The following is a 13,022-nucleotide window of genomic DNA, read 5'->3' on the forward strand; positions in this document are numbered from 1 at the left end:
ACAGGGGGTCAACCGTGCCCACGGTGGGATTCGAAAGTGATTTAGACCCGCGTAAACACAGGGAGGTACCGGAGCACCGTGCCAGTACGGCCCAATACGAGCCAAACCGACCAGGTCCCCACATATGGACACACAAGTCTTCCACCTCAAAAATGGTGGCGTCGAGGTCTAACCTTCAAGAAGACAGCGCCGACAGCGGATCGAGCCGCAATCTAGCGTCCATGGCTGTGGAGACCCTGACACTAGACGGATGACCCACACCAAGATCCCGCCACCGCAACCGAAGGAGATCAGCTCAGACTTCAATGATTGCTTACCAACGCTAGCCCCGCCCCATATCCTAAGCCGTGGGAAACGAGGGGTTTTGGCGGCTCTTGCCGGAAAACCAAATGCTGAGGACCCTGTCAGCAGGGGCCTCAGCATTTGGTTTTCACCAGGGGAATCCCCATAAATGGTCCTAGACTAACTAGCTCTCGACGGCTTTGCGGTCCTTGGCGATGATGAAGGCAATTGCACTCACAACGCACAGGCCACAGAAGAATACCGCCAGCAAGGTCGTTGAGCCGCTCCCTGCTGCCATCAGACCGGTCGCAATCAAAGGCGCGAATCCGGCACCCAGTGTCGTGGCCATCTGGTACGACAGGGACAGCCCTGTGTAACGGGTTTTTGTGCTAAACATTTCACCCATCCATGCACCCATCGGGCCATACATGAGTGCCTGGACGAGCGGATTGCCAATAATAAAGCCAAGCAGCATCAGGCCCGTGGAACCGTTTTGAATCAGTGCAAACATGGGCCAGATGCCGATGACGCCAAGGATGGCGCCGGTAATCATGACGGGTCGGCGACCGATCTTATCGGAGAGCAGTGCCGTGGCCTGGATAGTGAAGATGTGGATCGCGTTGGCAATGGTGAGCATGAGGAGCGCATCTGAGCGCGTGTGACCGGAGGCAACTGCCAGGCTCAGTGCGAAGGTTGCCAAGAGTGACTGCATGAATAGGGGCGCGAGCCCGCCAACCACGGACAGTCCCACTTCCTTCGGGTAGCGCCGAAGTACCTGAAACAGTGGAGCTGCCGTTCGCTCCTCCTTTTTGTCAGCCGCTGCCGCTGCCTGGGCCTTCTGAAAGTCCGGTGATTCCGTTACCTTGGCGCGAAGGAACAGCCCCACAACGAGCAAGACAATGGAGAGCAGAAAAGGCACCCGCCAGCCCCACGCCAGGAAGTCCTCTTCCGGTAGGGCTGCGAAGGCACCAAGCACCAAGGTTGCCAACACGGCTCCCGTGGGACCTCCGGAAACAGCAATTGATGCGCCGAATCCCCTCCGCTTTGGACTGGAGTGTTCCATGGACATGAGGGTCGCCCCTGCCCACTCCCCGCCCATGGCGATTCCCTGAATGACGCGCAGAGTTACCAACGCTATGGGCGCCCAGATGCCAATCTGCGCCGCTGTTGGCAACAATCCAACGGTTATTGACACAAAACCCATAATGACCATCGTGATGATGAGCATCTTCTTGCGTCCCAAGCGGTCGCCGAAATGACCGAAGATGACTCCACCAATAGGCCGTGCCACATAACCAGCGGCCAGAGTGACAAAAGACAGCGCAATGCCAACCCCCTGATCCACGCCGCTGAAGAACAATTGCGGGAAGACGAGAGCCGCTGCCGTGCCATAAAGCAGGAAATCATACATCTCTAGCGAAGATCCGATGTAGCTAGAGGCCATGGCTAGCTTTGCTCCGGGCCGCTTTGTTTGCTGTGTTGGCGGCTGTGGGACATCGATCTCGTCAATGGGGTAGGTCACTGGAACTCCAAAGTGTGTATTTATCGCACGTCAGCGTACGGTATTAGCACAAGAGTGACGTACTTCACGAAGTCCTGTCAAGCGCGAACCGCCCAAGACTTCACTAGGATGGCAATGTGACCATAGAACCAGCCTCACCCAGCTCCCGAACCGCCGGCTCCCAAACCTTGGCCCGTGGCATCCTGGCGCTCAAGACCATAGCCTCCTCCAGAGAAGGGCTGGCCATTCAAGAGGTTGCCGATCAGCTTGGCGTGCACCGCACCATCGCCTACCGGATCTTGAACACGCTCAGCGATGCCGAGCTCATCAGGCGCGGTAGTGATAACAAGTACCGCGGCTCGTCGGGATTGTTACTGCTGGCAAATTCAGCGCACTCCGCGTTGCGGGCGGCCGCCATGCCGATCCTGACGAAATTGGCCAGCGAACTTCAGCAAACGGTGTCCCTGATAGTCCAGGAAGGAACAGACGCCGTAGCCCTGGCCGTCGTTGAAGCGCAGAATCAGCATTACCGGATTTCTTTCACTGAAGGAAGCCGCCAGGCACTCAACCTCGGCGCTGCGGGCCACGCCATCAGCTCCTGCCACCCTCCCCTGGCTAGCGATCCTGAACCGGTAAAAGTGGCTCGCGCCAAGGGGTATTCCTCAACGTACGGTGAGGTGGAGCCAAATATGTACGGACTAGCCGCACCGATCGTTGGAGACAGCTGGAACATGCCGGCCTGCATTAACGTCATTACGAATCGCCCAGAATTGATTGAATCGGCCATTCCCGCCGTCGTTGCCGCAGCCGCGCTTATCGCAGCTCAACTCGCCTAACCATTTGGCCTGGTTCGCTGTCCAGCCAAAACACCCTCTCCCTTGACATGCATCACACGACCGTGATGTGATGTCTGTCATGCAGTGCATTTATAGCATCTAACGGTGCTATAAATGCACAATTCAAAGGAGAATCATGACAGCGAGTACATTCACCAGCGTTTGGTCAGATCTGGCCCCACTTGAGTTCAGCCAGGGGTATATCCGGGCCGAGAAGTACACCACCCGCTACCTGCATACCGGGGACGTGTCCAAGCCGACCCTGATTGCCATGCATGGGATCACCGGCCATGCCGAAGCCTACGTGCGTAACTTTGAAGCCCTGTCGGAACACTTCTCTGTCTGGGCCATTGACTTCATCGGTCACGGCTACAGTTCCAAGCCGGATCAGCCTCTGGAGATCAAGGACTACATCGAGCAGCTGTTGGAGTTCATGGCGGCCATCGGTGTTGAGAAGGCCTACTTCACAGGAGAATCACTCGGCGGGTGGGTTGGTGCGCAATTCGCCATTGACTATCCCGAAAAGGTGGAGCGCATCCTGCTGAACACCATGGGCGGCACCATGGCGAACCCGGTTGTCATGGAGCGCCTGTTCACCTTGTCGATGGAGGCGGCGAAGGACCCTTCATGGGACCGCGTCAAGGCACGCTTGGAGTGGCTCATGGCCGATCCGGCCATGGTCACCGACGACCTCATCAAAACCCGTCAGGCTATCTTTTCCCAGCCTGACTGGCTCAAGGCCTGCATCTCAAACATGGCTCTCCAGGACCCCACTATCCGCCGGCGCAATATGCTCACCGACGAGGCACTGGGGCAGATCAAGGCTCCGGCATTGGTGTTGTGGACAACCAAGGACCCCTCCGGGCCAGTCGATGAAGGTCGCAGGATCGCTTCCCTGATTCCCAATGGTGAGTTGGCCATCATGGAGAACTGCGGCCACTGGCCCCAGTACGAGGATCCGGCGACCTTCAACAAGATCATCCTTGATTTCCTGTTGGACCGCTAAGTAATCCCCAGCAACCTTCAATCACTTCAAAGAAGAAGATTATGACGACACCAGCAATTGATATCGACACCGAGGTGCTCATTGTCGGGGCAGGGCCGGCGGGGTTAATGCTCGCTAACCTGATGGGCTTATATGGCCACGATGTAACTGTCCTGGAGCAGCTGCCCGAGCTCATTGACTACCCGCGCGGAGTGGGTATTGACGATGAGTCCCTGCGAACCGTCCAGACTGCCGGACTTTCTGAAACTGTCTTGCCCCACACCACAGCCCAGCACATCATGCGTTTGGTCAATGGTCGCGGCAAGGTGATCATGACCAACGAGCCCAAGGCCGACGAGTTCGGCTGGCCGCGCAAGAGCGGCTTTGTACAGCCTCTGGTCGACAAAGCCCTCCACGATGGTCTAGAGCGATTCCACAACGTCTCCATCAAGTTCAACCATCGCGTCATCGACGTGGTGCAGACCCTGGACGACGTCGTAGCAACAGTTGAGTTCGACGACGGCACCGACACCCCCGTGACAAAGCGGGTAAGAGCCCAGTACATTGTGGGCTGTGAAGGAGGGAAGTCCGGAACCCGTAAGCGCATGGGAGTCAGTTTCGAGGGCAAATCCCCCGCGACCCGCTGGCTTGTGGTCGATGCTGAGAATGATCCCTTGGGCACTCCCAATGTGTTCCTGGGCGCCGATCCTAAGCGCCCTTATGTTTCCATCGGGCTGGCGCACGCCATTCGCCGCTGGGAATTCATGATCTTTGACCACGAAACCGACGAGCAGGTCACGGATAAAGCGTTCATCCACAACCTGCTCAAGGACCACGTGCCGGATCCTTCCTCCCTCGAGATCATCCGCGAACGCGTCTTCACGCACCACGGACGCATCGCTGGCTCCTTCCGCCAGCGCCGCCAAATCATCGCCGGTGACGCCTCTCACCTGATGCCCGTCTGGATGGGTCAGGGCTGGAACTCTGCTGTTCGCGATGCCACCAACCTGGCCTGGAAACTAGCCACCGTACTCCGCGGACACGCCGACGAGACCCTGCTGGACACGTACGACTCCGAACGCCGCGACCATGCGAAAGCCATGATCGACCTATCCCTGACCTTGGGCGCCGTCATCAAGCCGACCAACCCCTTCGTGGTGGGTGCCCGTGACGGACTGGCCGCTGCCTTGAACCTTGTGCCGTCGGTGAAGTCGTACTTCTCCGAGATGCGCTTCAAGCCCATGCCGCGCTACACCTCTGGTGTGGTAGTGGATCCAACGTCGCTCACGGCCGGGAAGGCGAAAGCCAAGCTCTCCAGCAAGATGATTCCGACACTGACGGCCAACAACCGCACCTCTCCTGTCGGCGTGCAGTTTATCCAGCCGCTAGTCTCCACCAAGAATCACGCCAGCATCCGTTTGGATGAGGCCGTGGGCAACTGGTGGACCGTCCTGGCTTGGGGAAACAATCCCCAGGGCATGTTCGACGCCGCCGAGCTCGCCAGGCTCGAAACGCTCGGTGCCACCTTCGTCGCCGTCGTCCCCGAATCCCAGCGCGCCTGGGCCGAAAAGGAATACCCGGCCAACGTCGTCGTGGTTGGCGATATCACCGGTGGGCTCAAGAAATGGTTCGATGACCGGCCCACTCCTGTTCTCTTCCTGCGCCCGGACCGCTTCGTGGCCGCCGCCGTCTTGGCTCAGGACGCACCCCGTGCCCTGAAAGCCCTGCTCAAAGCACTCTCATTCAACGAAGGAGCCAACGATGCCTCTCGCACTCATTTGCATGTCGCATAGTCCGTTACTGGAACACACCGATCCTCCGGCCGACGTCAAGGCCGCCGTGGAAGAAGCCTTCGAGCAGGTTCGTGCGTTTGCCGCGGACTTCAAGCCGGACTTGATCGTGAACTTCGGCCCGGACCACTTCAACGGCTTCTTCTACGACCTCATGCCACCGTTTTGCATCGGCTATGAGGCGCACGGCACCGGCGACTACGATTCCTGGGGCGGCCCCCTGAACGTGCCAACCGACATCGCCATGGAACTGGCCGAATACGTCATTGCCCATGACATTGAAACCGCCATCTCACGCAAAATGGAGGTCGACCACGGCGCCGTCCAGCCGATGGAGATTATCTATGGCGATCTGAGCCAGGTTCCGGTCATCCCCATCTTCATCAACTCGGTGGCCCCACCCTTCTCCAAGATGAGCCGGATCCGCGAGTTCGGCTCCGCCGTGGGGAACTTCTTCAAAGACAGCGACAAGAAGATCTTGTTCATCGGTTCCGGTGGGCTCTCCCACGATCCGCCCGTACCGCAGATCGCCACAGCCACCGAGGAGCAGCGCAAGTTCCTCACGGATGGCCGCCACCCCACCCCGGAGGCGCGTGCCGCACGTCAACAGCGCACCATCGACACTGCCAAGGCCTTTGCCCGCGGCGAGGCGAACATCATGGACCTCAACCCGGAATGGGACCGCAAGTTCCTTGAGGTGTGCAAATCCGGTGACGTGGCACAGTTCGATGCCTACATCCCGGCAGAAATGGCCGCCGAAGCCGGAAACTCCTCTCACGAGGTCCGCACTTGGGTGGCAGCCTACTCGGCCCTTCGCGCCGGTGGCGAATACAAGGTCACCTACGAGTTCTACAAGCCCATCAAGGAATACATTGCCGGCTTCGGCGTCACCACCGCGGTGTTGCTCCCATGAACGCCGCAACAGAAAGCGAAACAACCACCATGACCGTGGGCAGCCCCGTCGAATCCACGCGCAACGAGCAGCTACACCAGCTGGCGCAGGAACTCCTGAGCGCCACTGAGTCACTCGTCCCGGTGGCGCCTTTGCGGGATCGCCTTGAGGACATGTCCCTCGAGGACGCTTATGTCATCCAGACTCTCCAGTTGGACAAACACGTGGCCGATGGGCGAGTGCTGGCCGGACGTAAGGTCGGCTTGACCTCACTGGCCATGCAGCAACAGCTCGGTGTGGACTCCCCTGACTTCGGTTTCTTCTTCACCGACATGGTTCATCACGACGGCGATTCCATCCCGGCATCGTCCTTTATCTCCCCCAAGGTGGAGCCGGAGTTCGGCTTCGTGCTCAAGGAAACTCTGCAGGGCCCGGGTGTCACCCTGGAGCAGGCCACCGCCGCCATCGGCGAGGTCTACGCAGCCATCGAGATCATCGACTCACGCGTCAGCGACTGGGACATCAAACTCGTGGACACCGTGGCAGACAATGCCTCCTGTGGTGCCATCGTCGTCGGAACCACACCGCTCGCCGTTGACCCGGCAGCACTTAATGAGGTGTCCTGCGCGTTGACCATCGACGGGACCACGCTGGGCACAGGCACCGGAGCTGACGTCATGGGCAACCCCGTGGCACCACTGGCCTGGCTCGCCAACGTCCTCGGCGAGCAAGGCGTTTCCCTGGAAGCCGGCCAGCTCATCCTTCCCGGCTCCTTTACCAAGGCCGAACCCGTCACCGCAGGCAGCTCCGCGACAGCCGATTTCGGCGCCCTGGGCAGCCTCACCATCAACTTCAGCAAGTAAGGAAATCCCATGTCAGAGACAAAAGCAGTCAAACGGACAGCCGCCATCGTCGGCTCAGGCAACATCGGCACCGATCTGATGTTCAAGATCATGCGCCGCAGCGAACACCTTGAAGTCAAATACATGATCGGCGTGGACCCCGCTTCCGACGGACTCGCCCGAGCCGCACGACTAGGCATCACCACCTCCGCCGGTGGCGTCGACTGGCTCCTGGCCCAAGACGAACTGCCCGACTTCGTCTTTGAGTGCACCTCCGCGAAAGCCCACGCCATCAACGCTCCCCGGTACAAGGCCGCTGGCATCCACGCGATCGACCTGACCCCGGCCGCCGTCGGCCCCTACCTGTGCCCCGTGGTCAACCTCGACTCCCTCGAGGACGTACTGAACGTCAACATGATCACCTGCGCCGGACAGGCAACCACCCCCATCGTGGCCGCGGTATCCTCCGTGGTCCCGGTGGACTACGCGGAAATCGTCGCCTCGATCGCCTCCAAATCCGCAGGCCCGGGCACCCGAGCCAACGTGGACGAGTTCACCGAAACCACAGCCAAAGCCCTTGAAGTGGTCGGTGGGGCCAAGCGCGGCAAAGCCATCATCATCATCAACCCGGTGGAACCGCCCATGATCATGCGCAACACTGTTTACTGCGCCATCCCGGCCGAAGCCGCCGAACCCGGTGAGCTGCAGGATAAGATCCGTGTCTCTATCGATCAGGCCGTGGCCAGCATTCAGGACTACGTCCCCGGCTACGCTCTGCGTGTTGAACCACAATTCGACACCGCCCGTGAAGACTGGGACGGCAACGGCCGCGTCGGCATCTGGATCCAAGTCCGAGGAGCTGCCGACTACCTGCCCGAATACGCCGGCAACCTCGACATCATCACCGCCGCCGCCACCCGCACCGCCGATCTGCTGGCCGAACGCATGAACGCCACTGCCACCACTGTAGGAGCACACGCATGAACACCACCCCAGAATTTAGTGTCCGCCTGACTGACACCACCTTGCGCGACGGCTCCCACGCCATGAGCCACAAATTCACCGAAACCCACGTGCGTTCCATCGTCCGCGCCCTGGATGATGCGAAGGTTGAAGTCATCGAAGTCACCCACGGTGACGGGCTCGGCGGCTCCTCCTTTAACTACGGATTCTCTCTCACCCCGGAACTGGACCTGGTCAAGGCCGCCGTCGACGAAGCCAAGAACGCCAAGATCGCTGTGCTCATGCTCCCGGGGCTGGGCACCATTCACGACCTGAACTTGGCCCATGAGGCCGGCGCCTCCATGGCCCGCATCGCAACCCACTGCACCGAGGCCGATGTCTCCATCCAGCACTTCCAGCACGCCCGCAAGCTCGGCATGGAAACCGTTGGCTTCCTCATGCTTTCCCACCGCACCACCCCGGAGAACCTCGCCAAGCAAGCGCGCATCATGGCCGACGCCGGCTGCCAGTGCGTGTACGTCGTTGACTCCGCTGGCGCACTGATCCTCGAGGACGTCTCCGACCGGGTCGAAGCGTTGGTCAGTGAGCTCGGCACCGACGCACAGGTCGGCTACCACGGCCACCAAAACATGAGCTTCGGCGTCGCAAACTCCGTGTTCGCCGTCCGAGCTGGCGCAAAGCAGATCGACGGAACCCTCATGGCCCTCGGTGCCGGAGCAGGAAACTCCCCCACCGAAGTTCTCGCAGCTTCTTTCGACCGCCTCGGCATCCACACCGGCGTCGACGTTCAAGGAGTCATGGCAGCCGCCGAAGACATCGTCAAACCCATCATCACCCGCATGCCCATCATGGATCGCGCCTCCATCATGCAAGGCTACGCAGGCGTGTACTCCTCCTTCCTGATCCACGCCGAACGCGCCGCTGAACGCTACGGCGTCCCGGCCTACCGGATCCTGGAAGAAATCGGCAAGGCAGGATACGTCGGCGGACAAGAAGACATGATCGTCGACGTCGCCGTCACCCTCGCCGCAGCAAACAAAGCCGCCTAACACCGGTCACTTCACAACACGGGCCCGTCCAACCACCCCCTTCGGGATGGTTGGACGGGCCTCATGTGTTCCTATCGGATCACCACTTTAATCAACTGAGCGGAATATCCGAACAAAACGGCCACAGCGTCAAGGGGAGGCTCTCCCCCGATACACTCATACTTCAGAGAGAAAATTCTTGGGCATACTCACTATCTTTCTCAAAAAAGACAGCGGCATCAAACCAGGGACGGTTCAGTGAAGGGGGAAGTAGCCCCGATGCAGTCAGCAAGGAGCCGCCAGAGACAAAACGGGACTGCCCCGGATTTCGTTGACTCTCGAGGTTTAGTGTTTCTAGGCGGCTTTGAGGCCAGTAGTCATTGTCTCAAACTCGATCTGGGTTAGCCGGCCAAGACGACGTTGGCGGCGTTTGCGGTGATAGGTTTTCTCGATCCAGGTCACGAACGCCAGCCGCAGTTCCTGCCGTGTGGCCCATCGTTGTCGGTCCAGGACACTCTTCTGCAGCAGCGCAAAAAATGACTCCATGGCAGCGTTGTCGGCGCACGCGCCCACCCGGCCCATCGATCCGGTCAGCCCAGTGGTCTTCAGGGTCCGAACGAAACCGTTGGAACGAAACTGAGATCCGCGGTCCGAATGCACCACCGTTCCCAGCGAGGACCTCAGCGACACTGCGTTAAGCAGAGCGGCAACGGCGAGGGACGCCTTCATGCGTGAGTCGATCGAGTAGCCGATAGTCCGGTTCGACTGGACGTCCTTGATCGCACACACGTAAAGCTTGCCCTCGTCAGTGCGGTGCTCGGTGATGTCAGTGAGCCAGAGCCGGTTGGGTGCCGTTGCGGGGAAGCCCCGCTTGACCATATCGTCATGAACTGGCGGGCCGGCTTTGCGCGTCAATCCGCGTTTCTTGGCGAACACAGACCAGATTCTCTGACTGCTACACAGCCGCTGGACCCGGTTCTCACCTGCGGCTAGGCCTTGGTCCTTCAGCTCGTCGGCAATGAATCGGTAGCCGAATGCCGGGTCGTCTCGGTGCACGTCCAGAGCGGCGTTGATCAGGTGCGCATCAGCCCAATCCTGGTCCGTCACCGGAGCCGCCTTCCAGGTGTAGAACGCCTGTGTAGAGAAGCCGAGCAGCGAAACAGGCCACCGCGGCGGGAACCCCGTCGCACGTCTTGATCAAGGACCAGCGGGAACGCCATTTTGGGGCAGCTTGCGGGCGAAGAACGCCGCAGCCCGGCGCAGGATCTCATCCTCTTGTTCCAACAGCCGGCTACGTTTCTTCGCATTCCGCAGTTCGGCCGCCTCGACAGCGCTTACTCCCGGGCGAGTTCCGTCCTCGATATCGGCTTTCTTGAGCCAGTTATGCAACGTTGCTTCGCAAGATCCCGAAGTCCCAGGCGATCTGAGCGATCGGGGCTTCGTGCTTGCGGGCCACGGCAACTTTCGTCACGGCGGAACTCGGCAGGGAAAGGCTTAGGCATATCAATATCCTTGCTGCAAGGAACAAATCCTCACAAGTCAGGAGTCAAGCAAACCCGGGGCAGTCCCTTCGGAGCTGCTCCCATGGGAAACCGGCCCTTGGTAGCGAGAACCATCTGATCCCGCGTGCCGGGACGTTGGGCCAGCCAACGGCCAATGATCTCCTCTGACACGCCGGCGCTATACACGTCAGCGGTATCAACAAAGTTCCCGCCAGCGGCAACGTAGCTACACAGGATGGCGAGGGAGGTTTCCTCAGTGGCCTCTGCCCCAAACGTCCTGGTGCCCAGCGCGTAGTTGGAAACCACTGCGCCGCTGTTGCCTAAAGTGCCATATTTCATGATGATCCTCAGTTCTCGATGTGCGTGGTCCGGTCCGGCTGGTGGTTCCGCCAGCTGTGCTCCGGGACGTACCCCAGGAGTCTTGTGGCTTTGTCGATGGAAAGCATGGTCTCGTGCTCACCAAGTTTCTTGCGCACCTCTACCTTCGGGAAAACCTCGGCGGCGAGATCGGCACTGGAACGACGCATGACGGTGTCGGCGTTGGCAATGATGAACGCCTCAAACCCCGCCCGGCCGTTTTCAAGTGCCCGCGCGACTGCCTGCGCGCCATCACGGCCATCGATGTACCCCCACAGATTCCATTTGCGCGCCATAGCGTCGGTATCAAAGGACGGGAAGGCGGCGTAGTCCTGAACGTCCATGACATTGGAAAAGCGAAGCGCAATAATGCTCAACTCCGGATCCCAGCGCACCAGCTCCCTGGCCATCTGCTCTTCAAGGTGCTTCACCAGCGAGTAGGTGCTTTCCGGCCGGGCAGGATATTCCTCATTTACCGGTATATACGGAGGGTCAACATCGAACGGCAATCCCAACACCGTCTCACTGGAGGCGTACACGAGCCGTTTAATGCCCGCGCGCCGGGCAGCCTGGAACACGTTGTAGGTGGACAGCATGTTGTTCTCGAAGGTGGCTGCATCCGGCACAATGCCCGGCGCGGGGATGGCCCCCAGATGGACAACAGCATCGAAGCCACTGTGCCTGTCATCCAGACCCAGGAACACGTCCAAGACCTGGCCATAATTGCTCAGATCAACGAAGACCTGCACCTCATTCCTCTCCCCGACACGGTCAAGGTTCAGTATGTGGTGCCCATCCTCCGCGAGCCTGCGCACCACGTGGCGCCCCAGCTTTCCGCTTCCACCTGTGACTGCAATTCTCATCGGTCCTCCTTCGGTATGTGTCAATGGTTCCAGCCGTACACCCTGATCAAGGCGATGCCGATCAGGCCTCATGGCAGGATGTCACCTGGCCGGCGGCATTGAATCCACCATAGAACGAAGACCGGCTGCGACGCGTGGCCCTCTGAGTCCTAGTCTCGCCGAACGGGTTCCACCCACGCGTAAATCCCAGCCATGAGGTTGAGCACTGTCTTTGAAGAAAGAGTATCTGAAAACACAGACATTCTGTTTCCCCTTTACGTTCCAACGTGCAATTGGCCGTGGAGCAGTAGAAACGAATTTGGTCTGGCCGTCAGCACTTAGATCAAGAGATCCACCACCGCGGGCGACGACAGAAATAACTAGGAAAACGTACGCTCATCGACCACGAAAAAATCAAAGCAGCATCGCTCAGGAACAAAAGGGCTCATGGCCACACGAAACGGCGCACGTCATGGGGTCTAGGCCTTCACGAACCATGAACAGTGTGAGGGGGACAGGATCACCACATCACTCAGCAAGGAGGCACCAAAAACAAACAGCAAAATCGGTGTCGGAGTACCAAGACGCCGCATAACAAGACTCCTCAGGGGAACCGTTTGGGAACGCGGTGGGAACACCCAACCACGAAAACCCCCTGTAAACAGGGGGGCAAACGTGCCCAAGGTGGAGTGTGATCCCACGACGTCGTTCCCAGATGATACTTCCCCGGTGTCTCGAGACATAGTTCCCACCGTGGTTGAGCTTTTCTGCCTAGAGAGCTGTTTAGCCCAATGTGGCGGTTGCTAGGAATCTTGGAACGCCCCGAGGAGACGGATAGTGTGCCTTCAATGCCCGCGGCATAGGCCATTGGGAGCCTGGACCATGAGAAGGTTTTCCAGGCAAAAAAGAAACACCCCAGTCCGAAGACCGAGGTGTAACTATTTTTTCCTCACATCAAGTGAGAACGATGTCCCGTTACATCAGTCAACGATGTCGAGACACATCACAATGTGCCCAAGGTGATGTGTGATCTCAGGACATAGTTCCCAGGTGACACTTCCCCGATGTCTCGGGACATAGTTCCCAGCATTTTCGATCTGCTATCACGCCCAATCGCCCCGCCTATGTCAAGGGCCATGAGTTTCTGCCCACCAGCGGTCAGGTTATCTACCCACTGGTGGCCAGCAATAATGCCCGGATAT

At 59.3% G+C, this 13,022-nt stretch carries 10 protein-coding genes and 2 pseudogenes; 7 read left to right on the forward strand and 5 right to left on the reverse strand.

The features are described from left to right. Positions 1-466: 466 nt before the first annotated feature. Entirely contained in the window at positions 467-1,804 is a 1,338-nt protein-coding gene (locus CXQ93_RS18975; protein WP_258069114.1) for an MFS transporter, read from the reverse strand. Positions 1,805-1,920: 116 nt separating this feature from the next. On the opposite strand from CXQ93_RS18975, the gene CXQ93_RS18980 reads away from it, so the two are divergent. The 7 genes from CXQ93_RS18980 (at position 1,921) to dmpG (ending at position 9,140) form a co-directional block, all read left to right on the forward strand. Beyond that, complete coding sequence (locus CXQ93_RS18980; protein WP_219817395.1) at positions 1,921-2,619, forward strand: IclR family transcriptional regulator; 699 nt, start codon at positions 1,921-1,923, stop codon at positions 2,617-2,619. A 136-nt stretch (positions 2,620-2,755) separates the two neighbouring features. After that, complete coding sequence (locus tag CXQ93_RS18985; protein ID WP_104111976.1) at positions 2,756-3,625, forward strand: alpha/beta fold hydrolase; 870 nt, start codon at positions 2,756-2,758, stop codon at positions 3,623-3,625. 41 nt (positions 3,626-3,666) lie between these two features. Continuing rightward, positions 3,667-5,397: a bifunctional 3-(3-hydroxy-phenyl)propionate/3-hydroxycinnamic acid hydroxylase gene (locus tag CXQ93_RS18990; RefSeq protein ID WP_104111977.1), complete on the forward strand. Its 1,731-nt coding sequence runs from the start codon at positions 3,667-3,669 to the stop codon at positions 5,395-5,397. Continuing rightward, a complete protein-coding gene (locus CXQ93_RS18995) occupies positions 5,366-6,307 on the forward strand; it encodes a 3-carboxyethylcatechol 2,3-dioxygenase (RefSeq protein ID WP_104111978.1) in 942 nt (313 codons plus the stop codon). The genes CXQ93_RS18990 and CXQ93_RS18995 overlap by 32 nt, the downstream gene beginning before the upstream one ends. After that, on the forward strand, positions 6,304-7,149 hold the full coding sequence (locus CXQ93_RS19000) for a 2-keto-4-pentenoate hydratase (protein WP_258069115.1): 846 nt from the start codon (positions 6,304-6,306) through the stop codon (positions 7,147-7,149). The genes CXQ93_RS18995 and CXQ93_RS19000 overlap by 4 nt, the downstream gene beginning before the upstream one ends. 9 nt (positions 7,150-7,158) lie before the next feature. After that, complete coding sequence (locus tag CXQ93_RS19005; protein ID WP_104111979.1) at positions 7,159-8,112, forward strand: acetaldehyde dehydrogenase (acetylating); 954 nt, start codon at positions 7,159-7,161, stop codon at positions 8,110-8,112. Next, positions 8,109-9,140 (forward strand): 4-hydroxy-2-oxovalerate aldolase, encoded by a 1,032-nt coding sequence (gene dmpG, locus CXQ93_RS19010; protein ID WP_104111980.1) that lies wholly within the window; start codon positions 8,109-8,111, stop codon positions 9,138-9,140. The genes CXQ93_RS19005 and dmpG overlap by 4 nt, the downstream gene beginning before the upstream one ends. 333 nt (positions 9,141-9,473) lie before the next feature. Here the strand turns inward: dmpG and CXQ93_RS19015 are convergent. The 4 genes and pseudogenes from CXQ93_RS19015 to CXQ93_RS20925 form a co-directional block, all read right to left on the reverse strand. Further along, positions 9,474-10,621, reverse strand: a pseudogene (locus tag CXQ93_RS19015) (IS3 family transposase). A 69-nt stretch (positions 10,622-10,690) separates the two neighbouring features. Beyond that, positions 10,691-10,960: pseudogene (locus CXQ93_RS19020) on the reverse strand (aldo/keto reductase); the annotation flags it as partial. Positions 10,961-10,968: 8 nt separating this feature from the next. Continuing rightward, positions 10,969-11,841, reverse strand: a complete 873-nt coding sequence (locus CXQ93_RS19025) for an NAD(P)-dependent oxidoreductase (RefSeq protein WP_104111982.1) — start codon at positions 11,839-11,841, stop codon at positions 10,969-10,971. A gap of 982 nt (positions 11,842-12,823) precedes the next feature. Next, the coding region (locus CXQ93_RS20925; protein ID WP_219817396.1) for a hypothetical protein at positions 12,824-13,022 on the reverse strand (199 nt) is incomplete at its 5' end.

It is taken from the genome of Arthrobacter sp. N199823 (assembly GCF_002929705.1).
Taxonomy (GTDB): domain Bacteria; phylum Actinomycetota; class Actinomycetes; order Actinomycetales; family Micrococcaceae; genus Specibacter.

Bases quoted from the DNA above. Each gene is read 5' to 3' on its own strand.
- CXQ93_RS18995 (WP_104111978.1), top strand. From the start codon at position 5,366: ATGCCTCTCGCACTCATTTGCATGTCGCATAGTCCGTTACTGGAACAC.
- CXQ93_RS19005 (WP_104111979.1), top strand. From the start codon at position 7,159: ATGTCAGAGACAAAAGCAGTCAAACGGACAGCCGCCATCGTCGGCTCA.
- CXQ93_RS18985 (WP_104111976.1), top strand. From the start codon at position 2,756: ATGACAGCGAGTACATTCACCAGCGTTTGGTCAGATCTGGCCCCACTT.
- CXQ93_RS19025 (WP_104111982.1), bottom strand. From the start codon at position 11,841: ATGAGAATTGCAGTCACAGGTGGAAGCGGAAAGCTGGGGCGCCACGTG.
- CXQ93_RS18990 (WP_104111977.1), top strand. From the start codon at position 3,667: ATGACGACACCAGCAATTGATATCGACACCGAGGTGCTCATTGTCGGG.
- dmpG (WP_104111980.1), top strand. From the start codon at position 8,109: ATGAACACCACCCCAGAATTTAGTGTCCGCCTGACTGACACCACCTTG.
- CXQ93_RS19000 (WP_258069115.1), top strand. From the start codon at position 6,304: ATGAACGCCGCAACAGAAAGCGAAACAACCACCATGACCGTGGGCAGC.